Annotated in this window: 22 protein-coding genes; 17 read left to right on the top strand and 5 right to left on the bottom strand. The window is 61.7% G+C overall.

The features are described 5' to 3' along the window. The first annotated feature begins 99 nt into the window (after positions 1–99). Positions 100–846 (top strand): SDR family oxidoreductase, encoded by a 747-nt coding sequence (locus tag ACIPOO_RS22015; RefSeq protein WP_400609790.1) that lies wholly within the window; start codon positions 100–102, stop codon positions 844–846. A gap of 193 nt (positions 847–1039) precedes the next feature. Continuing rightward, complete coding sequence (locus ACIPOO_RS22010) at positions 1040–1990, top strand: GlxA family transcriptional regulator (RefSeq protein WP_400609788.1); 951 nt, start codon at positions 1040–1042, stop codon at positions 1988–1990. Between the two features lie 90 nt (positions 1991–2080). Here the strand turns inward: ACIPOO_RS22010 and ACIPOO_RS22005 are convergent, their stop codons facing one another. The 4 genes from ACIPOO_RS22005 to flgA all read right to left on the bottom strand — a co-directional run bounded on the left by ACIPOO_RS22005 (position 2081) and on the right by flgA (position 4659). Further along, positions 2081–2821 (bottom strand): flagellar brake protein, encoded by a 741-nt coding sequence (locus ACIPOO_RS22005; protein ID WP_274136381.1) that lies wholly within the window; start codon positions 2819–2821, stop codon positions 2081–2083. 82 nt (positions 2822–2903) lie between these two features. Then, the gene (locus tag ACIPOO_RS22000; protein WP_274136383.1) at positions 2904–3371 is read right to left on the bottom strand and encodes a flagella synthesis protein FlgN; all 468 of its coding nucleotides are present in this window, start codon (positions 3369–3371) and stop codon (positions 2904–2906) included. 49 nt (positions 3372–3420) lie between these two features. Then, entirely contained in the window at positions 3421–3738 is a 318-nt protein-coding gene (flgM, locus tag ACIPOO_RS21995) for a flagellar biosynthesis anti-sigma factor FlgM (protein WP_400609785.1), read from the bottom strand. Positions 3739–3897: 159 nt separating this feature from the next. Continuing rightward, the gene (flgA, locus tag ACIPOO_RS21990; protein ID WP_400609783.1) at positions 3898–4659 is read right to left on the bottom strand and encodes a flagellar basal body P-ring formation chaperone FlgA; all 762 of its coding nucleotides are present in this window, start codon (positions 4657–4659) and stop codon (positions 3898–3900) included. Between the two features lie 76 nt (positions 4660–4735). On the opposite strand from flgA, the gene ACIPOO_RS21985 reads away from it, so the two are divergent. From ACIPOO_RS21985 to ACIPOO_RS21955, 7 genes are all read left to right on the top strand, one after another. Further along, the gene (locus ACIPOO_RS21985) at positions 4736–5668 is read left to right on the top strand and encodes a chemotaxis protein CheV (RefSeq protein ID WP_274136389.1); all 933 of its coding nucleotides are present in this window, start codon (positions 4736–4738) and stop codon (positions 5666–5668) included. A gap of 44 nt (positions 5669–5712) precedes the next feature. Then, positions 5713–6540 (top strand): protein-glutamate O-methyltransferase CheR, encoded by an 828-nt coding sequence (gene cheR, locus ACIPOO_RS21980; protein WP_274136390.1) that lies wholly within the window; start codon positions 5713–5715, stop codon positions 6538–6540. Between the two features lie 738 nt (positions 6541–7278). After that, positions 7279–7686, top strand: coding sequence for a flagellar basal body rod protein FlgB (gene flgB, locus ACIPOO_RS21975; protein ID WP_274136392.1), 408 nt, complete (start codon positions 7279–7281; stop codon positions 7684–7686). Positions 7687–7689: 3 nt separating this feature from the next. After that, on the top strand, positions 7690–8133 hold the full coding sequence (gene flgC / locus ACIPOO_RS21970; RefSeq protein ID WP_274136394.1) for a flagellar basal body rod protein FlgC: 444 nt from the start codon (positions 7690–7692) through the stop codon (positions 8131–8133). Between the two features lie 15 nt (positions 8134–8148). Then, positions 8149–8844 carry a flagellar hook assembly protein FlgD gene (locus tag ACIPOO_RS21965; RefSeq protein ID WP_274136396.1) on the top strand — a complete coding sequence of 232 codons (696 nt, stop codon included), beginning with the start codon at positions 8149–8151 and terminating at the stop codon, positions 8842–8844. A gap of 28 nt (positions 8845–8872) precedes the next feature. After that, complete coding sequence (gene flgE / locus ACIPOO_RS21960) at positions 8873–10195, top strand: flagellar hook protein FlgE (RefSeq protein ID WP_274136397.1); 1323 nt, start codon at positions 8873–8875, stop codon at positions 10193–10195. Positions 10196–10449: 254 nt separating this feature from the next. After that, positions 10450–12261 carry a flagellar hook protein FlgE gene (locus ACIPOO_RS21955; RefSeq protein WP_400609779.1) on the top strand — a complete coding sequence of 604 codons (1812 nt, stop codon included), beginning with the start codon at positions 10450–10452 and terminating at the stop codon, positions 12259–12261. Between the two features lie 122 nt (positions 12262–12383). Here ACIPOO_RS21955 and ACIPOO_RS21950 read toward each other — a convergent pair whose 3' ends face one another. Then, positions 12384–12560, bottom strand: coding sequence for a hypothetical protein (locus tag ACIPOO_RS21950; RefSeq protein WP_400609777.1), 177 nt, complete (start codon positions 12558–12560; stop codon positions 12384–12386). A 273-nt stretch (positions 12561–12833) separates the two neighbouring features. On the opposite strand from ACIPOO_RS21950, the gene ACIPOO_RS21945 reads away from it, so the two are divergent. The 8 genes from ACIPOO_RS21945 (at position 12834) to ACIPOO_RS21910 (ending at position 25027) form a co-directional block, all read left to right on the top strand. Continuing rightward, positions 12834–13574, top strand: a complete 741-nt coding sequence (locus ACIPOO_RS21945) for a flagellar basal body rod protein FlgF (RefSeq protein WP_274132339.1) — start codon at positions 12834–12836, stop codon at positions 13572–13574. Positions 13575–13622: 48 nt separating this feature from the next. Then, positions 13623–14411, top strand: coding sequence for a flagellar basal-body rod protein FlgG (gene flgG, locus ACIPOO_RS21940; RefSeq protein WP_274132340.1), 789 nt, complete (start codon positions 13623–13625; stop codon positions 14409–14411). Between the two features lie 91 nt (positions 14412–14502). Further along, complete coding sequence (gene flgH / locus ACIPOO_RS21935; protein ID WP_274132341.1) at positions 14503–15216, top strand: flagellar basal body L-ring protein FlgH; 714 nt, start codon at positions 14503–14505, stop codon at positions 15214–15216. 13 nt (positions 15217–15229) lie between these two features. Next, positions 15230–16339, top strand: a complete 1110-nt coding sequence (locus tag ACIPOO_RS21930) for a flagellar basal body P-ring protein FlgI (protein WP_274132342.1) — start codon at positions 15230–15232, stop codon at positions 16337–16339. 10 nt (positions 16340–16349) lie between these two features. Further along, positions 16350–17627 (top strand): flagellar assembly peptidoglycan hydrolase FlgJ, encoded by a 1278-nt coding sequence (gene flgJ, locus ACIPOO_RS21925; RefSeq protein ID WP_400609774.1) that lies wholly within the window; start codon positions 16350–16352, stop codon positions 17625–17627. Positions 17628–17637: 10 nt separating this feature from the next. After that, a complete protein-coding gene (gene flgK, locus ACIPOO_RS21920) occupies positions 17638–19686 on the top strand; it encodes a flagellar hook-associated protein FlgK (RefSeq protein WP_400609772.1) in 2049 nt (682 codons plus the stop codon). A 13-nt stretch (positions 19687–19699) separates the two neighbouring features. Beyond that, positions 19700–21289, top strand: a complete 1590-nt coding sequence (locus ACIPOO_RS21915; RefSeq protein ID WP_274132345.1) for a flagellar hook-associated protein 3 — start codon at positions 19700–19702, stop codon at positions 21287–21289. Between the two features lie 123 nt (positions 21290–21412). Then, complete coding sequence (locus ACIPOO_RS21910; RefSeq protein WP_400609770.1) at positions 21413–25027, top strand: glycosyltransferase; 3615 nt, start codon at positions 21413–21415, stop codon at positions 25025–25027. Positions 25028–25257: the final 230 nt, after the last annotated feature.

Raw genomic sequence — 25257 nt, 5'->3', positions numbered from 1 at the left:
ACATATGCTGCTTTTCGCTTCTCTCTAAGATCGGTTCCAGAATCCCACGGCCTTGGCGAATCCCGCCGCCGTGGGTCAACCTGATTCCGGAGAATCGACATGAAGCTGACCCACAACACCATTTTTATCACCGGCGGCACGTCGGGCATTGGTCGCGCACTGGCCGAGGCACTTCACCAGCGCGGCAACAAAGTCATCATCGCGGGGCGTCGCCAGGCGTTGCTGGAGCAGATCACCGCAGCCAACCCCGGCATGGAAGGAGTGACCCTGGACGTGGGTGATGCCGCCGACATTGCCAAGGTGACCGCTGACGTGGTTCGGCGTTTCCCGGACCTGAACGTGCTCATCAACAACGCCGGGATCATGCAGATCGACGACGCGAGCGGCGCCATCGACGAACAACTGATGATCGACACCATCACCACCAACGTCTATGGCCCGATTCGTGTCACGTCCGGGCTGATCGAACACTTGAAAACCCGCCCCGATGCGGTGGTGATGAACGTCTCGTCGGTGCTGGCCTTCGTTCCTCTGGCGTTCACGGCGGTCTACAGCGCGACCAAGGCGGCGATGCATTCCTGGTCGATGTCCCAGCGCTACATGCTGCGCAATACCTCTGTGCGGGTGCTGGAGATCGCGCCGCCGTGGGTGCAGACCGATCTGTTGAACAGTAATGATGAGCCTCGCGCCATGCCGCTGGCCGAGTTCATCGAAGAAACCATGGCGGCGCTGGCGACGGACGCCGATGAAATCCTGGTCGAGCGCGCGAGGCCGTTGCGCGCGGCGCCGGGTGCGGATGAGGCCGCCTTTGTTCATGGCTTCAACGATTCCTTCGCTGCGGGTTGATTGGCTGGCAAATAGCCCCGTAGCAGTCCGGCTTGCCGGCGGGGGCGGTGTGTCAGGCGATGCATGTGTGTCTGATGCACCGCTCCCGCCGGCAAGCCGTGCTGCTACGGGGCGTAGTAAGCGCAATACTTGTGTACACACCTGCCGCAGGTTCGGGTCTAGAATCGGAGATCCCATGACGGACCTCGCGCCCATGCAATCCATAGCTCTCGTCGTTCGGCCAGACTTTCAGGTGATGAGTCTGGCCGCGCTGTCGGCGTTCGAATTTGCCAATGTCGTCGCCGAGCAAAAACTCTACGACATTCACCTGCTCTCCGAGCACGGCGGTCCAGTCGCCACCAGTGCGCTGTTCACGTCGGTGTCGACCCAGCCCCTGGGCCAGGCGCAGTTCGACACGGTGCTGATCAGCGGCGCCATGGACCGGTCCTCGGCCTCGAGCCGCATCAATGAATTCCTGCTCCAGGCCTACGCCAACTGTCGGCGGGTGGGAGCCTTGTGTGTAGGTGCGTTTGCCCTGGCTGAAGCGGGGTTGCTCGACGGGCGCCGGGCCACCGTGCACTGGGCCCGGGCACGGGAGATGCGCGAGAAATTCCCGGCGATCAAGGTTGAAGAGGACCGGATCTTCGTGGTCGACGGCAAGGTCTGGACCTCTGCGGGGATGTCCGCAGCCCTGGACCTGACCATCGGCATGGTGGAGAAGGACCATGGGCCGGACATCGCGCGCAAGGTCGCTCAGCACCTGGTGCTTTACCATCGCCGCGCCGGTGGCCAGTCGCAGCATTCGGCCATGCTGGAGATGAGCCCCGGCTCCGATCGCATCCAGGTATCGCTGGACTATGCGCGCAAGAACCTGCGCCGGGAATTGTCAGTGGAGGAACTGGCCGATGCGGCGTGCCTGAGTCCTCGCCAGTTCAGCCGTTCGTTCCGTGCGCAAACCGGGGTTTCGCCGGCCAAGGCGGTGGAAAACCTGCGTCTGGAAGCGGCGCGGCTGATGATGGAGCAGGGGAGAAAGTCGCTGGAGGCGGTGGCCCAGGAGACGGGTTTTGGTGACAGGGAGCGGATGCGTCGGGCGTTTGTGCGGGTGTACGGGCAGACACCCCAATCACTGCGGCGAAGTTTGGGGCCTGTGGCGGATGCGTTTTAGGTCAAAGGCACATTCCGTAGCCGCACGGCTTGTCGGCGGGGCCGATCTTGAATACGCCCCCGCCGGCAAGCCGTGCTGCTACGGGATCAATCAGAAGTCGTCGTCTTTGTCGAAGCGGCGGGCTTCGCGCTGCAACTGGTAGACGAAACGCTCGACCTGGCGCTGCACCAATCCACTGATGTTATGGAAGCGCACGCCGGCGAAGGTGGTGTTGATCTTCTCTTCGAAGTGCAGGTAGCGCAACTCCACCGAGGTGGTCATGTTGCCGAAGGGCAGGGCCGCGACGAAACGGTCGTACACCTGGCCCAACTGCATGCGCTCGGAATAGTCGCCATCGAAACGCAGCTTGCAGCCGGTGGCCGAGATGTCGAGCAGCTTGCCGCGCAGCGGCGCCTTGAGCTTCTCGCCGCCGACTTCGATGTCCACCAGGGAGGCCAGCTTCAGCGCAGCGCGGAAGGCGTTGCGGCGCTGGTGATAGACGACTTCCTCGGGAAGAGGGCCGCGATAGCTGTGGGGGTCGTCGATGATGGTCATCTGCGCCTTGACTTCCCAGGCGATGCGCACGCCATCGTGGAAGCCTTCGACACGGAACGCTTCGCCGTTGGCCATGAATCGCTCGCCGTCGCGAGGAATCATTTCATCCAGGGCGATGACGTTGTTGTCACGGTCGACTTCGATGACGTAGCTCTGGAAGCGCTGGCTGCGCTCATGGAAGGTGATGATCAGCGGATCATGGCTTTCCATCAGCAGCCGCAGGTTGGCGGCAATTTCCAAAGGCGTGGTAAGTACCTTCGGGGGCTGCGGAACATCTTCCGCGCTTAAGGCATTCACGGTTAATCCATCTCCAGGCAAATAACGACAACGTGCGACGGAAGGCAGTTTGCCACCATGTTGCACGTCTTGATACAAGAACTTACGCCTGGCTAAGCGGACGTGGTCTCATCTTCCCGGATGTCGAACCCCGGCTGTCATACAGCGTAGGTGTGTCGCCACCGTTGAGGATGCGTAGTTGTTGAGCCGTGGTCAGCTGCTGGAGCTGGATCAGTGCGCCATTCTGTTCGTTGGCGGCCTGACACTCGGTCATCAACCCACTCAATTCGTCGCCCGCTTTCAACAGTGCTTCGCCGACGGAGGAGTGCCTGGCCACTTCTTCAAGTCCCGCGCGATTGGCGGGCAGGCCCAGACTGCTCATCAGTTGGCTGCGTCTGCGTCCATGCTGTTCGAGCACGATCACCAGCGCCTGTTTCTGCGCCAGGATATGTTCCATTTCGACCATATTGCGTCCGTGGAGCGCCAGTGACTCGGCCCTCAGGATATCCAGCAGATGCTGGGTCGGCGCAATATCGTCCGTGATCAGTTGAAGCAATGTAGTGTCTTGCATCGCATGCCCTGGGATTCAAGCGTCCAGAAGCCCCTGCGCGGACCGGGGGCTAGCGCTGGGCTTCGAAGTTAAGCAGTTTGCTTGCAACACGGTTGCTGTCGACCTTGTAGCTGCCGTCGGCGATAGCCTGCTTCAACTCGGCCACACGGGCGCTGTTGACAGTGGGCTGATCACGCAACGAATCAGTGATCTTCTGCAACTGTTGAGCTTCGCTGCTCAAATGTACTTTCTCGCCGCTGCCGTCAACGCTTTGAGAAGTGCTTACCGTCGCGGTGGCGTCGGCCTTGCTGGCTTCCTTGGTGCTGGCGGTACGCGAAGTACCGCTTACGGCAGTGGAGCTATTCAAACGACTGAAGTCGATGACCATGATTAAAACCTCTGGGTTCTAGGACGCTTGCCTTTGTTTCGGCTAAACCCGGAATAACTTTAGGGCCAGTGCGAAAACAGTCTTGAATCGACTTCGCACAGGGCAGATGGGTTCCGAGTGTAGAAAAAGCGCAAGCGTTGCGCCAGAGGTTCCTGCGCGTCACATAGGCACCTCGACCTGCCCTGGGGCGACGATATTGGCCTTGATCACACGTTTGGAATTGAGGTTCTTGACCCGTATCTGCTCGTTGAAACCGCCGTCCGACAGTGCCTCGCCAGGCATGCGAACGCTCATGGCGCCACTGCGCGCACTGATGACCACCTGATCGCCCTTGCGCACCATTTGCGGCTGCTCCAGATGCACTGGGGTGAGAATCTGATCGATGACCGTTGGTCGGACGACTTTCTGTCCGATCGCCTGATCCAGCGAATCCAGAAAACCTTGCCCCAGCAGGCCCACGTCACGCTCGCGCAGGGCCACGTCGGCCTGGGAGACGATCGCGTCGCGCTTCATCGGGCGCACTACGGTCACCACATTGCGAAACAGATGTACCTGCGCGGGGACGAACACCGTCCACGGAGAAGAGCCCTCGCAGCGTAGTTTCACGGTCACCCGGCCGATGGGGGTTGCGGAATTTTCCAGGGAAGCTGTCAAATCCTTGTCGCAATGGGGCATGCGCAGGCGAGGGTCGAGCTGTTTGACTTCGATCTCGTAGCGCCCCTGGGTCTGACTGGTGGCCAGATAGTCTTCCACTGTGAATTCAAGAAAGCCCTGGGTGGCGCCGATAAGTTGTTCAGGCAGGGTTACGTTGTCCGCGCGGGCCACACCTGTGGCGGCGAGCAGACACAGCGCGACGACCACGCTATAAAAGCTGCGGGTCGCGTTGTTGAAGTGTCGGGATACTGTCATAAGCGAGTTCATGACAGGTCAATAGCAAGGGCCGTGCCGCTTGCCGATGTGGCAGTGCGCGATTGGTCGTTTTGGGAAGGAGTGGTGCATGGCTGGTGTTTTGGATTCAGTGAACCAGCGCACTCAACTGGTAGGGCAGAACCGCCTTGAACTGTTGCTGTTCCGGCTGGAAGGCAAGCAGTTGTATGGGATCAACGTGTTCAAGGTAAAAGAGGTGCTTCAGTGCCCAAAACTTACCCTCATGCCCAAATCCAGTCCGATTGTGCGCGGAGTGGCAAATATTCGTGGCGGGACGATTCCGATTCTCGATCTGTCGATGGCAACCGGGGCTGCGCCTCTGGCCAACATCGCCAATTCGTTCGTCATCATTACCGAGTACAACACCAAGATTCAGGGTTTTCTGGTGCATTCGGTCGAACGCATCGTGAACATGAACTGGGAAGACATTCATCCGCCACCCAAGGGTACCGGTCGCGATCACTACCTCACGGCGGTGACGCGTATCGACAACCAGCTGGTGGAAATCATCGACGTGGAGAAGATCCTCGCCGAAGTGGCGCCGGTGTCGGAAAACATTTCGGCGGGCGTTGTGACTGAAGAAGTCGCGCACAAGGCCTTGTCGCTGCGGGTCCTGACCGTGGACGACTCTTCGGTTGCGCGCAAACAGGTCACCCGTTGCCTGCAGACCGTGGGCGTTGAAGTGATCGCGTTGAATGACGGTCGCCAGGCGCTCGAATTCCTGCGCAAGCTGGTGGACGAGGGCAAGAAACCGGAAGAAGAATTCCTGATGATGATCTCCGACATTGAAATGCCGGAGATGGACGGCTACACCTTGACTGCAGAGATCCGCAACGATCCGCGCATGCAGAAGCTGCACATTATCTTGCATACTTCCTTGTCCGGGGTGTTCAACCAGGCGATGGTGAAGAAGGTAGGTGCCGACGATTTCCTGGCCAAGTTCCGGCCGGACGATCTGGCAGCTAGAGTGGTAGATCGTATCAGGGCGGCAGATATCAGCTGAGGAGGGGACTCCCTCCTGGCTGTTCACATGATTTGAGAGGCGGCATGTCTACAGGTAATTTGGATTTTGAGCAGTTCCGGGTCTTCCTGGAAAAAGCCTGTGGCATTTTGCTGGGTGAAAACAAGCAGTACCTGGTCTCCAGTCGCCTGAACAAGCTGATGGAGCAGCAGGGCATCAAGTCGCTGGGCGAGTTGATCCAGCGTATCCAGAGCCAGCCGCGCAGTGGTCTGCGCGAGCAGGTGGTCGATGCGATGACGACCAACGAAACCCTGTGGTTTCGCGACACCTACCCGTTCGAGGTGCTCAAGAACAAGGTGCTGCCCGAGCAGCTCAAGGCGTCGCCGGGGTTGCGTCCGCGCATCTGGTCGGCGGCCTGTTCGTCGGGGCAGGAGCCGTATTCGCTGTCGATGTCGTTCGATGAGTTCGAGCGCAGCAATCCCGGGCTCTTGAAGTCGGGGGCGCAGATTGTCGCGACCGATCTGTCGGGCAGCATGCTGACCAACTGCAAGACCGGGGAATACGACAGCCTGGCCATTGGCCGTGGTTTGTCGCCGGATCGCTTGCAGCGCTATTTCGATCAGAAGACGCCGGGGCGCTGGACGGTGAAGGCGCCGATCAAGAATCGTGTGGAGTTTCGTTCCTTCAATCTGCTGGACAGCTATGCGGCGTTGGGCAAGTTCGACATTGTGTTCTGCCGCAACGTGCTGATCTATTTTTCGGCTGAGGTGAAGAAGGACATTCTGTTGCGTATTCATGCGACGTTGAAGCCGGGCGGGTATCTGTTCCTGGGGGCGTCGGAGGCGTTGAACGGGTTGCCGGATCATTATCAGATGGTGCAGTGCAGTCCGGGGATCATTTATCAGGCCAAGTAGGGCTGGTGGGTGATTGGACTGGTTGCTTGAAACCCGGCGATGGTGGCCGGGTTTTTTGTTGATCGTTTCCACGCGGTTGATCGTTCCCACGCTCTGCGTGGGAACGCCTGGTTAGACGCTCCGCGTCGCTGGGTAACTTTGGGATTGGGGGTTGATCCGTTTTCGCGGTGTTTGGACTCTAGGGTTTCGCCCCTTACGGGCGACCTACTTTCTTCCGGGAAAGTAGGCAAACCATTTGCTCCTGGCTAGGGTCCTTCGGACTTCCCTCGACTCCGGCGCCGTTCCGGGGGCACGCTGTGATGGGCCGTCCCTGGCCCGCACAGCTTTCGCGGCTTCCTGCCGCTCATCCCCCTGCACGACGCCTGCGCTCGGCCTGGCGCCTTGACGTCGCGCTCTGCGGCGCCTGCACCACCGCGCATGAAGATCAAAATCAAAATCTAATACACACCACCGTCCCGTAGCAGCACGGCTTGCCGGCGGGGACGTCCTCATGATCGCCGACGCCGGCAAGCCGTGCTGCTACGGGAGGCATGCGGTATCCGTAGGCAAACGGCAAAAAAACGACACAACCCTTGCCGCTTTGCCTTCTTCCTGCGGAAATCGTTTGCCGCTTTTCTGGCATCGCCCATTGCCACTTGCCTCGAACCCCAGCAAATACGGCCATTTCACAACTTGGCACGCCGCTTGCTCTAAGACCTGCAGTCACGAACATCTGGTCAACCGATAAAGGTTCCCGACATGAGCATCAGCTTCGACAAGGCACTGGGCATTCACGAGAAAGCGCTGAACTTCCGCGCTCAACGTGCAGAAGTGCTGGCCAACAACATCACCAACGCCGACACGCCTAACTACAAGGCGCGCGACCTGGACTTTTCCAAGGTGCTGGCCGCCGAAAGCGACAAGGCCAACAACGGTACTTTCGCCCTGAACATGACCAACAACCGTCATATCGAGGCCGAAGGCATGAGCACCGGCGATGCGAGCCTGTTGTATCGCACGCCGTCGCAGCCGTCGCTTGACCAGAACACCGTCGATTCACAGGTCGAGAACGCCAACTACGCCGAGAACGCGATTGGCTTTCAGGCCAGTTTCACTTTGCTCAACAGTAAGTTCAAAGGGCTGGTAGCAGCCCTGCGCGGAGAGTAATTCATGTCTCTATCCAGTGTTTTCAATATTGCCGGTAGTGGCATGAGTGCCCAGAACACTCGCCTGAACACCGTCGCCAGTAACATCGCCAACGCCGAGACCGTGTCGTCCAGCCTGGACAAGACCTACCGTGCCCGTCACCCGGTCTTCTCCACCGTGTTCCAGAGCCAGGAAGCCGGCGGCAGCGCTTCGCTGTTCGAAGAGCAGGGCCAGGCCGGTACCGGCGTGCAGGTGTCCGGGATCGTCGAGGACGCTTCCAACCTGGAAGCCCGCTACGAGCCAAATCACCCGGCTGCCGACAAGAACGGTTACGTCTACTACCCGAACGTCAACGTCGTCAACGAAATGGCTGACATGATCTCGGCGAGTCGCTCGTTCCAGACCAACGCGGAAGTCATGAACACCGCCAAAACAATGATGCAGAAGGTCCTGACCCTGGGTCAGTGATAAGGGGCGCATGCGATGACCGTTACCAACGACACGACCACCAGCGACTACCTCAAGTCGCTCCAGTCGGCCACTTCCGGCAAGGCTGGCGACAGCACCACCGGTTCCAGCACCCTGGGCAAGGATTCGTTCCTGCAATTGCTGGTCACCCAGATGCAGAACCAGAACCCGCTCGATCCACAGGACAACAGCGAATTCGTGGCCCAGCTGGCGCAGTTCTCAAGTCTTGAAACCATGCAGAACCTGAGCACCTCGGTCGACGCCATTGGCGGCATGTACCAGTCGTCCCAGGCGTTGCAGGCGTCTTCGCTGGTGGGCCGCACCGTGGTAGTCGACGCCGGCTCCACCAGTGTCGACACCACCAAGGGCATTACCGGTCAGGCCGTCTTGCCTAACAGCAGCACCGTGACTCAGGTCAAGGTCTATGACAGCAAGGGCGAGGTGGTCCGCACCCTCGATCTGGGCGAGCAGAAGGCCGGCAACGCCAGCTTCACTTGGGACGGCAAGGACGAGGACGGCAACGTACTGGCCTCCGGCAACTACAGCTTCGTGGCCACAGCAGCGCTGGATGGCAAGAGCTCCACGGTCAAGACCTACCTGCCGGCCACCGTCAGCAGCGTGACCATGGGCTCGGCGGGCACTGCAATGACTCTCAACCTGGCCGATGGCAGCAACGTTGCCTTGTCCAAAGTTCAACAAATCGGAATCTAGAGCCGGATCGACGGCGCAGGAGTGATACATGTCTTTCAATATCGGTCTGAGTGGGCTCTACGCAGCAAATAAAAGTCTGGACGTCACCGGCAACAACATTGCCAACGTCGCGACCGTGGGCTTCAAGTCTTCCCGTGCGGAATTCGCCGACCAGTACGCGCAATCCATTCGTGGTACTTCCGGCGGCACCAACGTCGGCAGCGGCGTGACCACCGCGGCGGTGACCCAGAACTTCACCCAGGGTTCCCTGACCACCGGCACCGGCCGTGACCTGGACCTGGCGATCAACGGCAACGGCTTCTTCATGGTCAGCAACAATGGCGAGAAGCTGTACACCCGTGCCGGTAACTTCCACACCGACACCGCCGGCAACATCATCGACACCAACGGCAACAACCTGCAGGGTTTCGGTGTTGATGCCAACGGCAATGTGAAGACGGGCGTCCTTACCAACCTGAAGGTCGATACCTCGAACATGGCGCCGAAGGCGACCACCAGCATCAGCATCAGCTCCAACCTGGATTCGAGCAAGGAAATCAACACCGCTGCCGCGTTCGATCCGGCCAAGGTCGAAACCTACGACCTGACTTACAGCACCAAGATCTACGACAGCCAGGGCAACGAGCACACCCTCGACCAGTACTTCCGGAAGACGGGACTCAATACCTGGGACATGTACTCGATGATCGACGGTCGCAGCATTTCCAACCCGGCATCCACCACCCCGGACGTGACCAACCTCACGTTCAACTCGGCGGGTAACCTGGTGACCACCCCTGCGCCAACGTCCACCGCCAACATGGTGGTAAACGCTGATGGCACGTTCACCGTCGCCAACTGGATTCCGGCCCAGAGCAAGACCGTCGGTTCGACCACCACCTGGGCAGCCAACGGTGCAGCGGCAGCCACGGGCGGCATGAAGCTGGACATGCTGGCGACCACCCAGACCAACGCAGCCGGCGGCGCCATCGCCAAGAATCAGGACGGCAACTACACCGGCCAGATCAGCGCGATGAACGTTGACTCCACCGGTAACCTGTTCGCCACCTACACCAACGGCCAGTCGCGCGTTATCGGTCAGGTTGCGCTGACGTCGTTCGCCAACGTCCAGGGCCTGGCCCCGGCCGGTGGCACCATGTGGCGTGAAACCTACGCTTCGGGCATTCCGGTCACCGGCGCTCCGGAGTCGGGTACGCTGGGTAACATTACCGGTTCTGCGCTGGAAGAATCCAACGTTGACCTGACGACCGAACTGGTTCAGCTGATCAAGGCGCAGAGCAACTATCAGGCGAACGCGAAGACCATTTCGACTGAAAGCACCATCATGCAGACCACCATCCAGATGACTTGATAACGGTTGCTGGACAGGCGTTGACAGAGCCCCTCTTCGGAGGGGCTTTTTTATGGACAATGGGTGGTGTTTCGCGGGTCTGAAATAACAGGAGGGATCCCACTCGATAACTGGAAAATTCCTACTTCCGTTTTTGCGAGCATAAAACCGCTGGCAAATGAATGCGTTTGAGCCGCCGTGTTCGACCGCATCCGTTTGCCCGCGACTATCAATGCATTGACGGATGTGTCGTGAAAACGACTCAGGGAGTGTTCATGTCATTCAATATTGCGGTTTCCGGATTGAACGCGGCGCACAAGCGCATGGAAGTAGCGGGCAACAACATCGCCAACGTACACACCTCGGGTTTCAAATCCTCTCGCGCGGAATTCTCTGCGGTGTATGGCTCGGCGACCCTGGGCGGTAGCCGGTCGGCAGTGGGGGACGGGGTGCAGTTGACCAATGTCTCGCAGAACTTCGCCGCCGGCGGGGCCCAGACCAGTGAGGGGCGCCCGCTGGATCTGCGTATCCAGGGTTCGGGTTTCTTTGTGGTCAGCGACGGCGGCACCATCAGCTATACCCGTTCGGGCGCCTTCAACAAGGATGCGGAAAACTTCATCGTCGACGGACACGGCAGCCGCTTGCAGGGTTACGCCGTGAATGCCGATGGCCAGGTCATCGGCGGTGTGCGCAGCGACCTGAAGATGGACACCGCGAACATGGCGCCCAAGGCCACGAGCAAGATCGAGCAGACGCTGAACCTGGATTCCTCGGCGGCATCGCTGGCGGCGCTGCTGCGTTTCAATCCTGACGATCCGCGCACCTACACGCGCGTGACCACCCAGACCATCAAGGACGCCGGCGCTCCGGAGATCAAGGAAGAGAAGGGCAAGAACCACAAGGGCGAAGAGGTCATCACCACTCATGCCCGAGCGGCAATCCCGCCGCAAGACCACGAACTCAAGCAGTACTTCGTCAAGACCGACGACAACAACTGGACCTCGTACATCCTCATCGACGGGATCAACCCGCTGGATCCCTCGACCACCTCACCGCTGGAAATAGGTCTGCGCACCCACGCCAACGGCAAGCTTCACCTGAGCGGTGCCTCGGCGGTGGTGAGCGTGGAAAGTGACACTGAGCTTGCGCTGCATGACTGGCGGCCGGCGATCAAGGAAAACGGCAGCTGGAAACCCAGCCCGGCGAGCAATGCGGGGCCCATCAAGCTGCCGCTGACCGAGGCGGGCGCGCCGCTGCTCGATCCGGCTGATCCAGCGATGGCGAGGCCCGTGCCACCGTTCAATCCTTCCGATGTGACCACCTTCAACAGGGTCATCCCCACCGGGCTGTTCGACAGCCTCGGCAACCGGCACGAACTGAGCCAGTACTTCGTCAAGGACGGCAGCAACAGCTGGAAAATGCACGTGCTGATCGACGGGCGCAATCCGCAGGATCCGGCCAGCACCGATCCACTGACGGCCAGCATGCTGTTCAACGCCGATGGTTCGATGCAATTGCTCAGTGGCGGCCCGGGGCTGACGGCGGCCAACGGCAAGCTGACCCTCAGCGGCTGGATTCCGGCCAAGTCCCTGGACGGCAACAAGCCGGGCGGCCGCTGGGGCAGCAGCGGTGCGGTGGCCAGCGGCGACGGTATCCTGCTCGACTACAGCAAGTTGAGCCAGCACCGGGCCGACACCGGGCGTTCCAATGTGGTGGTCGATGGTCATGCGTCTGGGGTGGCGTCGGGGTTGTCTATCGACAAGTCGGGCATCATGAGCGTCGGCTACACCAACGGCCTGCATCGCAAGATCGGCCAGGTCATGCTCGCCAGCTTCGCCAACGAACAGGGCCTGCAACCGATCAGCGGGACCCGTTGGGTGCAGACGCACGCGTCCGGCATGGCGAATTTCGAGACGCCCGGCATTGGAGGACTGGGCACGGTGGTCAGCCACTCGCTGGAGGGCTCGAACGTGGACATGTCCCGGGAACTGGTGGAACTGATCCAGGCCCAGACCGCCTACCAGGCCAATTCCAAAAGCCTGTCGACCGAAGCTGAACTCATGCAGACCCTGATTCGCGCGACTTGATCCCTGCACCGCCACCTGTAGGAGCGCGCTTGCCCGCGATGGCGTCAATGGGTTCGGCATCACCGTACCTGACACACCGCCGTCGCCGGCAAGCCGTGCTGCTAGGGGTGAATTATCGTCATTCAGATCGAACAATCAGACTTCACGAACGCGCCGCTGATGCGGGTCCAGCCTTTGCCGGGGCTGGTCTGGGCGCAAACGGTCTTGGTCTTGCCTTGCCACAGGTAATAAGGCGCTGGCGCCGCGACGGCCAGGGTGGTGAAGGCGAGGAGGAGGGTGAAGGTGAGCGGCAAGCGCATGACAATTTCCTGTTGGCAAAAGGCCCGATAACCCAGGCACTGCAATTATCGCTCCCTGCGCGAAATTTTTTTGGCGCGCAGGCTGTGGCGATTCTATCGAAAGTGGCGGTCCGCCGTCGCCGATCAAATCACCGCTGCCGACCCGGTCCGATTTGCGCCCGCAATCACTGGGAAATCAGCCATTTGTATCTCTTCTGAAAAACTGGCGCGATCATTGCTATGACCTGCTCAGTACAGCTACAGGCGGCAAGCGTCTGTCGGAGGAGGAAGACTGTGGACAAGTTGCTTTACGTGGCCATGAGCGGTGCGTCGGAAAACGCCATCGCGCAAAAGGCCCATGCCAACAACCTGGCGAACGTCTCGACCAACGGGTTCCAGCGCGACCTGGAACAGGCCCGCTCGATGCCGGTATTTGGCGAGGTCAACCCGTCTCGCGCCTATGCCATGAGCGAGCGCCCGGGCACTGACTTCAGCCAGGGGTCGATGATCGACACCGGTCGCGAACTGGACGTTGCCGTCAAGGGCGACGGCTGGATGGCGGTCCAGACACCCGATGGCGGCGAAGCCTACACCCGCACCTCCAGCATGAATATCGACGCCCTCGGCGTGTTGCGTGATGGCAATGGTTTGCCGGTCATGGGCAACAGCGGGCCGATTGCCGTGCCGCCACAGCAGCAGATCGAAATCGGCGCCGACGGCACGATCAGCGTTCAGTCCCTGGGTGAGAGCCCGCAGGTGATGGCGCAGATCGACCGCATCAAGCTGGTCCGGCCTGACCTTGCCAACCTGGAAAAAGGCCCCGACGGCCTGATGCACACCAAAGACGGCAAACCGGCGCAGGCCGATGCCAACGTGCAGGTCGAATCCGGTTTCCTGCAGTCGAGCAACGTCAACGCCGTCGAGGAAATGACCTCGGTGCTGGCGCTGTCCCGCCAGTTCGAACTGCATATCAAGATGATGAAGACCGCTGAGCAGGACGACGAGTCGATGGCTCGCGTCTTGCAAATGGGCTAATGACTGACAGCTTGCGCCGATAATCAGGCGCTCGAGGAGATTCAATACATGCTTCCGGCACTTTACGTCGCTAAAACCGGCCTGGCCGCTCAGGACATGAACCTGACGACCATTTCGAACAACCTGGCCAACGTCTCGACCACTGGCTTCAAGAGTGATCGCGCCGAATTCCAGGACCTGCTCTATCAGATCAAGCGTCAGCCAGGTGCTCAGTCCACCCAGGACAGCGAGCTGCCATCGGGCCTGCAGCTGGGTACCGGTGTGCGCATCGTCGGCACCCAGAAGAACTTCACAGCCGGCAGCCTTCAGACCACCAACCAGCCGCTGGACATGGCAATCAACGGCCGTGGCTTCTTCCAGATCCGTCAACCGGACGGCACCGTGGCCTACACCCGCGATGGTACTTTCCACCTGGACCAGAACGGCCAGATCGTGACCGCCAACGGTTACGCGCTGGAGCCTGCGATTGTCGTGCCCCAGGACTCGCAGACCTTCACCGTCGGCGAAGACGGCACTGTGTCGGTGACCACTTCCGCCGCCACTGCCACGCCACAGGTGATCGGCAACATCCAGACCGCCGACTTCATCAACCCGGCCGGTCTGCAGTCCCAGGGCGGCAACCTGTACCTGGAAACCGCATCCAGCGGCGCGCCGCAAGTCGGTACGCCTGGCCTGACCGGCCTGGGTGTGGTGCGTCAGAACACCCTGGAAAACTCCAACGTCAGCACCGTTGAAGAGCTGGTGAACATGATCACCACCCAGCGCGCCTACGAGATGAACTCCAAAGTGATCTCGACCGCCGACTCGATGCTGCAGTACGTCACCCAAAACCTGTAAGTCGGTCACCTTCAAGCGGATCCTGAAACACCTGATGGTCTTTAACGAAACACCTGGTCAATCCTTGCTACACCGAGAGGTTTTAAGTGTCATGAAACGGCTTTCTGTACTGCGGCTTTCCCTGTTGGCAGCACCGCTTTGCGGGCTCGCGCTGCTGACCGGTTGCGTTGCGCCTTCGGCCAAGCCCAATGACCCTTACTATGCGCCGGTGTTGCCACGAACGCCGCTGCCTTCGGCGGCGAACAATGGCTCGATCTATCAGGCAGGCTTCGAGCAGAACCTGTACGGCGACCGCAAGGCTTACCGGGTGGGTGACATCATCACCATCACCCTGTCCGAGCGGATGGCGGCCAGCAAGGCGGCCAGTTCCGGGATCAGCAAGACCAGCAAGACCAGCGTCGGCCTGACCTCGCTGTTCGGTGCCGGTGTGAGCACCAACAACCCGGTGGGCAGCGGTGACCTGAGCCTGAACGCAGGCTACAGCGGCGACCGCGCCACCAAGGGCGACGGCAAGGCAGCGCAGAGCAACAGCCTGACCGGTTCCATCACCGTGACCGTGGCCGATGTGCTGCCCAACGGGATCCTGTCGGTGCGTGGCGAGAAGTGGATGACGCTCAACACCGGCGATGAGCTGGTGCGCATCGCTGGCCTGATTCGTGCAGACGACATCGCCACCGACAATACCGTGTCGTCCACTCGTGTGGCCGATGCGCGCATCACGTATTCCGGTACAGGGGCGTTCGCCGATTCCAGTCAGCCTGGCTGGTTCGACCGTTTCTTCCTGAGCCCGTTGTTCCCTTTCTGATACCGGGATAGCCATGATCACGTTCAAGCAACTGATAGCGGCAGCGCTGCTGTTCACCACGGCCATCGGCGCCCATGCCGAACGCCTGAAGGACATCGCCAGCATTTCCGGCGTGCGCACCAACCAATTGATCGGCTACGGCCTGGTGGTGGGCCTGAACGGCACGGGTGACCAGACCACCCAGACACCGTTTACCCTGCAGACCTTCAACAACATGCTCTCGCAGTTCGGCATCAAGGTGCCGGCGGGCTCGGGCACTGTGCAGCTGAAGAACGTCGCGGCCGTGGCGGTGTATGCCGACCTGCCGCCGTTCGCCAAGCCCGGTCAGCAGATCGACATCACCGTGTCGTCCATCGGTAACTCCAAGAGCCTGCGCGGCGGTGCGCTGTTGATGACCCCGATGAAGGGTATCGACGGCAACGTCTATGCGGTCGCCCAGGGCAACCTGGTGGTCGGCGGCTTTGACGCCGAAGGCCGCGACGGTTCGAAGATCACCGTCAACGTTCCGTCTTCGGGTCGTATCCCTGGCGGTGCGTCGGTCGAACGTGCGGTGCCGAGCGGTTTCAACCAGGGCAACTCGTTGACCCTGAACCTCAACCGCAACGACTTCACCACGGCCAAGCGCATCGTCGACAAGATCAACGACATGCTCGGCCCAGGCGTCGCGCAAGCGGTGGACGGTGGTTCGGTGCGCGTGACAGCGCCGCTGGACCCCAACCAGCGCGTGGACTACCTGTCGGTGCTGGAGAACCTGGAGATCGATCCGGGCCAGACCTCGGCCAAGGTCATCATCAACTCGCGTACCGGCACCATCGTCATCGGCCAGAACGTCAAGGTTTCGCCGGCCGCCGTGACTCACGGCAGCCTGACCGTGACCATCACCGAAGACCCTGTGGTCAGCCAGCCGGGTGCGTTCTCCAACGGCCAGACCGCCGTGGTGCCGCGCTCCAAGATCAATGCACAACAGGAACTGCATCCGATGTTCAAGTTCGGCCCGGGTACCACCCTGGACGAAATCGTGCGTGCGGTTAACCAGGTCGGCGCAGCCCCTGGCGACCTGATGGCGATTCTCGAAGCACTGAAACAGGCCGGCGCCCTGCAAGCCGACCTGATCGTGATTTAAGGACTGACCGATGAGTATTCCAACTGGCGGCACGAGCACAGTCGATTCGGGGGCGTATACCGACCTCAATCGCCTGACCGCCATGAAGAACGGCGATCGTGACAGCGAAGCGAACCTCAAGAAGGTGGCGCAGGAATTCGAGTCGCTGTTCGTCAGCCAGATGCTCAAAGCCATGCGCTCGGCCAACGAAGTGCTGGCCAAGGACAACCCGATGAACACTGCCGCGACCCGGCAGTATCAGGACATGTACGACCAGCAACTGGCGGTCAGCATGTCCCGTGAGGGGGGCGGTATCGGCCTTCAGGAAGTGCTGATGCGCCAGCTCTCCAAGAACAAGAGCGATGCGGGCCCTGCGACCAACCAGCTCAACCCGGCGGCGCCGACGGCCGCCGACGCGACTCACGCCCAGGGTGGCCTGGCGACCCGTATCGCCCAGCGTCCGTTGTGGGCAACCCGTTCGGTCGCGCCGGCTTCCACCGCCCTTGGCACCAACGCCGATGGCAGCGTGCACAACGATGTGGCCGCGCTCAACGCCCGTCGCCTGTCGCTGCCAAGCAAGCTGACCGACCGCATCATGGCCGGTATCGTGCCGAACACCGCAGGTGATGCTGCGGCCAGTGCGACCACGCTTAAAAACCGCATTGCCGTGTCCAATGCCGTGGCCGCCGCCAAGCAGGCAGGCAGTTCGGGCAATGGCGACTGGACCATCGGCCCGCAGTACACCGCCCAGGCCGACAGCTACGTGCGCAACCGCGTGCAGACTCCGCTGGCGCCGGGCAAGGCGGCGTTCGCCAATGCCGACGAGTTCGTCGCCACCATGTTACCGCTGGCCAAGGACGCCGCCGCGCGGATCGGCGTCGATCCGACCGTGCTGGTGGCCCAGGCGGCGCTGGAAACCGGCTGGGGCAAATCGATCATGCGTCAATCCGATGGCAGCAGCAGCCACAACCTGTTCGGCATCAAGGCCCAGGGTGGCTGGCAGGGGCCTGAAGCGCGGGCGATCACTAGCGAGTTTCGCGACGGTAAGATGGTCAAGGAGACGGCGGACTTCCGTTCCTACGACTCCTACGCCGACAGCTTCCACGATCTGGTCAGCTTCCTGCAGAACAACAATCGCTATCAAGCCACGCTCAAATCGGCCGATAACCCGGAACAGTTTGTGAAAGAACTGCAGAAGGCCGGGTACGCCACGGATCCGGGCTATGCCAGCAAGATTTCCCAAATAGCGAAACAGATGAAGAGTTACCAGAGCGTTGCAACCGCATCGGGCTCTTCCACGACTTTATAAGGTTTGAACCATGTCACTGATCTCAATTGGGCTTTCGGGACTGAACGCCAGCAGTGCAGCGATGACCACCATCGGCAACAACACTGCTAACGTCGACACGCTGGGCTACTCGCGCCAGCAAGTGATGACCACCTCCAGTGCTCAGCAGAATATCGGTGTGGGCTTCATCGGCACCGGTACTACGCTGTCGGACGTGCGTCGGATCTACAACGGCTTCCTGAACACCCAAGTGCAGTCCAGTACATCGCTCAACTCCGATGCCCAGGCGTATCTGGGTCAGGCCAAGCAACTCGACTCGATCCTGTCCGACAGCTCGACCGGGATCAGCACCGTCCTGAGCAACTTCTTCTCGTCCTTGCAGACGCTGTCGAGCGGGTCGACCGTCGCGGCCAACCGCGCCAATTTCCTGGCCAGCGCCAAGTCGCTCGCCGGGCAGTTCAACGCCATCTCCTCGCAGATGAAGGACCAGAACACCAGCATCAACAGTCAGTTGACGTCCCTCACCGGACAGGTCAACTCGCTGGCGTCCTCGATTGCCGACCTCAATACCCAGATCACCCAGGCCAAGGCCACCGGCGGCGAGCCCAACTCCCTGCTCGATGCCCGGGACGAGGCCGTGCGCCAGCTCAACGACCTGGTGGGCGCCAAGGTGGTCGAGAACAACGGCAACTATGACGTCTACATCGGCAGCGGCCAGCCGCTGGTCACCGGTGGCAAGGCCGGCACGCTGACCGCAGGCCCGAGCGACAGCGACCCGAACGTGTACTCGGTCAAGCTCAATTATCAGAACAGCAGCGTGGATGTGTCGTCGGTGGTCACCGGCGGCACCATCGGCGGTCTGCTGCGCTATCGCAGTGACGTGCTGCAGCCTGCGGCCAACGAACTCGGTCGCCTGGCGCTGGTGGTCTCCGACCAGATCAACCAGCAGATGGGGCAGGGCGTGGATGCCAACGGCAACTTTGGCTCCAGCATGTTCACCAGCATCAACGACCCAAGCCTGGTCAGCCAGCGCAGCCTTGCCAACAAAGGCAACAGCGCAGGTTCCGGCAATCTGGACGTGACCATCGCCAACACCGGCGCGCTGACCACCAACGACTATCAGGTGACGTTCACCAGCGCCACCGGCTACAGCGTCACTCGCCTGCCGGACGGCCAGAACATGGGCGCCTACGACCTGAGCACCACGCCGCCACCGGTTATCGATGGCTTCTCGCTCAAGCTCAATGGCGGTGCGGTCACTGCCGGCGACAGCTTCAAGGTCAGCCCGACCGCGTCGGCGGCGGGTGGCATCAAGACGGTCATGACCGACCCGAAAACCATCGCGCTGGCGGCGCCGTTGACGGCCACCAAAGGTGCAGGCAACGAGGGCAACGGGACTTTCACCCAGCCTGTGCTGAACACCCCGACCAATATCTACGACGCCACCGGCACCGCCGACCTGCGCAAGGCCATCGACGGCTCGACGCCGATGCGCCTGATGATGGGCGCCGTCGCAGCGGACGGCACGCAGTCCTATTCGCTGGTTGACGCCAGCGGGGCAGCCGTCAAAGACAAGAACGGCAACCCGATCACCGGCACGATCGTGCAGAAGCAGAACAACGACCTTAACCTGGCAGTGGGCTACACCGACTCGTCGGGTGCGGCGCAGTCGTTCTCCATCAGTATGTCAATCAATGGCGAGCCGAAGGCAGGGGACACTTTCAGCATCGACATGACCGGCGCCGGTTCCTCGGACAACCGCAATGCCGAGACCACGCTGGCCCTGCAGACCAAACAGACCGTCGATACCGCCGGCGGCAGCGGCACCGGGATGACCCTGAGCGGCGCCAACGCCAACCTGATTTCCTCGGTCGGTGCCAAAGCCAAGCAGGCTTCGGCCGACGCTACCGCCACCACCGCAGTGCTGGCCCAGGCCAAGGGCGCGCGCGACAGCGTGTCCGGCGTGTCGCTGGATGAAGAAGCGGCCAACCTGGTCAAGTACCAGCAGTACTACACGGCCTCGTCGCAGATCATCAAAGCCGCTCAAGCCATCTTCAGCACGCTGATCAACAGTCTTTAAGGGGTCGTAAACCATGCGTATTTCCACCACCCAGTTTTACGAAACCAGCGCCAGCAACTACTCGCGCACCTACGCCAACGTCACCAAGACCGGCGAGGAAGTCTCCAGCCAGATCAAGCTCAACACCGCGGGCGACGATCCTGTGGGCGCGGCGCGCGTACTGGCCTTGCAGCAACAGAACTCGATGCTGCTGCAGTACAAGTCCAACATCGACAACATCAACACCGGCGTCGTGAACACCGAGACCGCGCTGACCGCCATCACCTCGGCGATCCAGCGCGCCCAGGAGCTGGTGCTGTCCGCCAGCAACGGCACCAACACCGACCAGAACCGCCAGGCCAACGCTTCGGAGCTCAAACAGTTGCAGGACCAGATCCTGGGCCTGATGAACTCCAAGGATTCGGAAGGCAACTACCTGTTCTCGGGTTCGAAGTCGAGCACACCGCCCTACGCGATCAACCCCGATGGCAGCTACAGCTATCAGGGCGACCAGACCCGCAACATGCTGAACATCGGCAGCGGCATTTCCATGGCCAGCAACATCACTGGCTGGGATGCGTTCGAGCAGGCGATCAACACCACCCGGACCTCGGCGACCCTGACGTCCCCGACCACTGACGACGGCGTGCTGACGCTGTCCGGCGGCAGCGTCAGCAACAGCTCTGACTACGACACCAAGTTCCTGAGCGGCCAGCCGTACAGCATCACGTTCCAGAGCAGCACCCAGTACCAGATCCTCGACAAGAACGGCAACGACGTGACTGCGGAAGCCTCGTCGGCCGGCAAGTTCAAGTCCACCGGCCCGGAGAACCAGAGCATCGGTTTCCGTGGCCTGGAGCTGAACCTGAACGTCAACCTGACCCAGGCGCAGTACACCAACTCAGGCGCGGCCGATACCGCCATCGCAGGCCACAGCTTCCAGCTGGCGGTCTCGCCGACGTCCGTCACCACTGCACGCTTGCCGGCCAACCCGTCGTCAACCGTGATCAGCGGCACGACGGTCACCAACCAGGCCAACTACGACAGCACCTTCCCGTCCGGTGGTGCGATCCTGCGTTTCTCCAGTGCCACCAGCTTTGATCTGTACGCGGCGCCCTACGATCCGGCCACCAGCAAGCCGGTGTCCAGCGGCACCCTGACCGGCACCCCGCCAACGGCGACCGCAGCCGGGGTGACCTTCACCCTGAGCGGCGCGCCACAGGCGGGCGATCAATTCACCGCCACCGGTTCCGCACCCCAGAGCCAGAACATCCTCAACACCCTGGGCACGGTCATCAATGCCCTGAACAGCAAGGTGGACGGTGATCCGATCGCCAAGCAGAAGCTGCAGGCCACCCTGACCTCGACCATCGGCAACCTGACCAGCGCCGCCAGCCAGATCGGCGATGCGGTCGCCGACGGTGGTGCGCGCGCAGCCACGGCCACCTCGCAAGGTGTCACCAACCAGACGCTGATCGACAACGGCACTACCGAGTCGGGCACCATCACCGCCTCCGACCCGGTCGATGCCATTGCCAGGCTGACCCTGCAGAAGAACATGCTGCAAGCCTCGCAACTGGTGTTCACCCAACTGTCCTCGCTGAACCTGTTCAGCAAGTTGTAATCGCCTGACCGGAGGGCGGTGCGCGAATTCTTCCCGCGCCGCCACCGCCGAGCGTCAACCGTTTTTTTCAGCGGTTAAGCCCCGCTCTCAGCCGAGAGGGGCGCGCCGCTCGTGAGTCCGCCTGTGAAATCAGCTCCTCTGGTCAGCATCGTCATACCCGCCTTCAATTCCCGTTTCTTCCAGCGTGCGTTACAGGGCGCGCTCAGCCAGACCTACTCGAACCTGGAAGTGATTGTCTGCGACGACTCGCGCGGCGACGAGATCCAGCGCATCACCGAAGCCTTTGCCCAGAACATTCGGGTCGACCTGCGTTACGTGCGCAACCCGCAGCGGCTGGGATTTGTCGGCAACCTGCAGGCGTGCCTGGCGCAGGCCCGTGGCGAGTACGTGAAGTTTCTCTGCGACGATGACCAGTTGTTCGCGCTGGCGGTGCAGATGCAGGCGCGGCAGCTGGACATGCATCCGGACGTGAATCTGGTACTGGCCTTGCGCCTGTTCTGGGACGCCGATGACGTGCAGCTTCCGGCCCGCCTTGAAAACAGTGCATTGGCCCCTCGTGGCGCGGTGTACAAGGGCGAGGACCTGCTGGGGATCTTCCAGGCGTTTCCGATCAACTTCGTCGGTGGTTTCAGCAGTTCGATGTTCCGTCGCAGGGACCTTGAAGAACTGTTGCCGGCACTGACCCAGCCGGAGCACGGCTTCGTCGCCTCGCTGGACCTGGCGCTGTACATCTGCCTGATGCGGCGCAGCAACGTGGTGGTGCTCAACAACGTGCTGAGCGTCGAGCGTCTGCATCAGGATCGGCTGAGCCATCAGCAATCGATGAAGGACGCCGCCCTGCAAGAGCGCGAGTGGTTGCTGCAGATGCTCGAAGCCCGTGGTGGCGAGCAGGCACCGGCCAAGGGCTGGGTGCGCTACCAGCCGCTGACCGACGACGAACTGGCGGGCGGCCCTGCACAACCTCGTGCCTGGGATGAGCTGCCGCTGAGCCGTTCGCTCGGCACCAAGCAGAGCACCCAGCAGTGGCGGGTCGGCATCGACAGCGAGAGTTTCGCCGAACTGTATGACCAGTGGCTGAGCTGCCGCATGCTGACACCGCTGCAGCAGAGCCAGTTGCCCAACGTCATCGCCCAGTGGCCGTCGCGGCCGAAGATCGTTCCGGTCATCATCGACGAAACGGGTGGTCGCGCCAGCCTGGCAACGACCCTAGACAGCCTCGACCAGCAGTTGTATCCGCCGGAACTGATCGTCGTGCTGTCGCGCACCTGCACCGAAGCCCGGCTTGAAAAACGGGTGTTCACCCTGCCGCTGCAGGACGACCCCTACGCCCAGCTCAACCCGCTGTTGTCGCAGCTCGACGGGGCCCAGTGGTGCTACCTGCTGCAGGCAGGGGACCGGTTGGTCAAGCCGGCGTTGCTGATGCTGGCCGAGCGCATCGCCATGAACCCCGGGCTGCAGTGCCTGTACAGCGACGAAGGCTCGCTGCGCGAGGGCGAGTCGGCGGAGCCGGTGTTCAAGCCGGACTTCAACCTCGACATGCTGCGCAGCTACCCTTATGTCGGTCGCGCCCTGGCGTTTTCCCGCCGTGCGTTGCTCGATGCCGGCGGTTTTGATCCGCGGTTTGGCGTGCTGGCACCCCACGACGCCCTGTGGCGGCTGTTCGAGCAGGACGGCGACGCAGCCATTGGCCATGTCAGCGAACTGCTGCTGGAATCGTCGTTCCCGCTACCGCGCTGGCTGGCGCTGCCGGAGGTCGCCGAGCAGAACCTTCAAGTGGTCCAGGCGCACTTGCAGCGCTGTGGCATCGCCCACGACATTCGTCCGGGCCAGAGCCTGGCGTTGCTCAACCGCATCGAGTACCTGCACCGCGAACAGCCGCTGGTGTCGATCATCCTGATCGTCAAGGACCAGTTGCCGGCCTTGCAGCGCTGCGTCGAAACCCTGTTCGAGAAAACCGCCTACGGCCGCTATGAACTGCTGATCGTCGACAATGCCAGCGAAACCCCCGAGGCCCGGGCGTGGCTGGCGGCGATGGCGCAACTGGACCCCGACCGCTTGCGGGTGCTGCGCCATTCGCAGACCGAACCTGTGGCCGCGCTGTACAACCAGGCTGCCAGCGATGCCCGCGGCGACTACCTGCTGCTGCTCAATCCGTACGCGATGATTACCCATGGCGACTGGCTCGGCGAGCTGGTCAGTCAGGCTCAGCGCCCGGAAGTCGGTGTGGTCGGCGCCAAGCTGTTCGGCTCCGATGGGCAGGTGCTGCACGCCGGGCTGATCCTGGGCCTGCATGGCCCGGCCGGTGTGCCGTTCCACGGCGAGAACATCAATGCCAGCGGCTACCTGCAACGCCTGCAGGTGGTCAGCGACCTCTCTGCGGTCGGCGGCGATTGCCTGATGATTCGCAAGCGCCTGTTCGCCGAGCTGGACGGTCTGGACGAGGTTCAGTACGGCAAGGGCCTGAGCCATGTCGACCTGTGCCTGCGGGTGCGCGAGAGCGGTCACCTGGTGGTCTGGACTCCGCACGCGTTGCTTGCCCTGGGCAGCCAGCCGCCGGTGATCGCAACGCCTGAGCTTCGCGAATTGCAGATTCTGGAACAGGAGCGTTTCTACCTGCGCTGGCTGCCGGTAGTGGCCCGCGATCCGGCGTACAACCCCAACCTTGCGCTCAACAGCCTGGGCGGCACCAGCTTCAACCTGGAGCCGGGGCTGACCACTGGCTGGAGTCCGTTTTCCACCACGCAACTGCCGCGCATCCTGGCCTTGCCGATCAACGCGTCGGCCATCGGTCACTACCGCGTCACCCAGCCGCTGATCGAGCTGGAAGCGGCGGGTAGGGCGGTGGGCGTGATCAACTACAACCTGCCGAGCATGATCGATATCGAGCGCCAGTCGCCCGACATCATCGTGCTGCAGGGGCGCTACAGCGAAGCCCCCATTGATGAGATCGTAGGGCTGAAAACCTACTCCAGGGCGCGACGCATCTTCGAGCTGGATGACTACGTCATCCATGTGCCCAAGAAGAACGCGCACATCCGCAACATGCCCGACCGCTTGGAGATGGAGCGCCTGGTGCGCCGTGGCATCAGCCTGTGCGACCGGGTGGTGGTATCGACCCAGCCGCTGGCCGATGCCCTGAGCGAGATGCACACCGACATTCGCGTGGTGCCGAACATGCTCTCGCCTCACTGGTGGAGCGGTCTGCGCAGCCATCGCCGAACGTCGGTCAAGCCACGGGTCGGCTGGGGCGGCGGTACCAGCCACTCGGGTGACCTTGAGATCATCGCCGAGGTGGTGCGTGAGCTGGCAGATGAAGTGGATTGGGTATTCTTCGGCATGTGCCCGGATGCCTTGCGGCCTTACGTGCGCGAATTTCACACGGTGGTAGCGCTGGAGGCGTACCCGGCCAAACTGGCCAGCCTGAATCTGGACCTGGCGCTCGCCCCGCTGGAGCATCACATCTTCAACGACTGCAAAAGCAACCTGCGGTTGCTGGAGTACGGCGCCTGCGGCTACCCGGTGATCTGCACCGACACCTTGGCTTACCGTGGTTACCTGCCGTGCACGCGGATCTACACCAACAGTACGGAAGAATGGCTCGAGGCAATCCGCAGCCACCTCGCCGACCCGGACGCCAGCTACCGCCAGGGCGACGCCCTGCGCGAAGCGGTGCTGCGCGACTACATGCTGCGCGACGACAACCTGCAGCATTGGGTCAACGGCTGGCTAGCCGACTGACCCCCGCTCCCGTAACAGCCAGGCTTGCCCGTGGGTCGATCTCGCGGCCGCCCCCGCCGGCAAGCCGTGCTGCTACGGATCGGCGGCGTACCCAGATCCCGCGTTAGCGATATCGCGGGCGCTGACGCCGGCAAGCCGGACTGCTACGGGTTGGTGGGGTGGTGGAGATTTCTGTGTGGGTCGGAGTCGTGGGAGCGGGCTTGCCCGCGAAGGCGGTGGGTCAGGCGATA

Origin of the sequence: Pseudomonas sp. NPDC090201 (assembly GCF_044746825.1) — a bacterium.
Classification (GTDB): Bacteria; Pseudomonadota; Gammaproteobacteria; order Pseudomonadales; family Pseudomonadaceae; genus Aquipseudomonas; species Aquipseudomonas putida_AD.
This window is presented reverse-complemented; position numbering and strand designations above follow the sequence as displayed.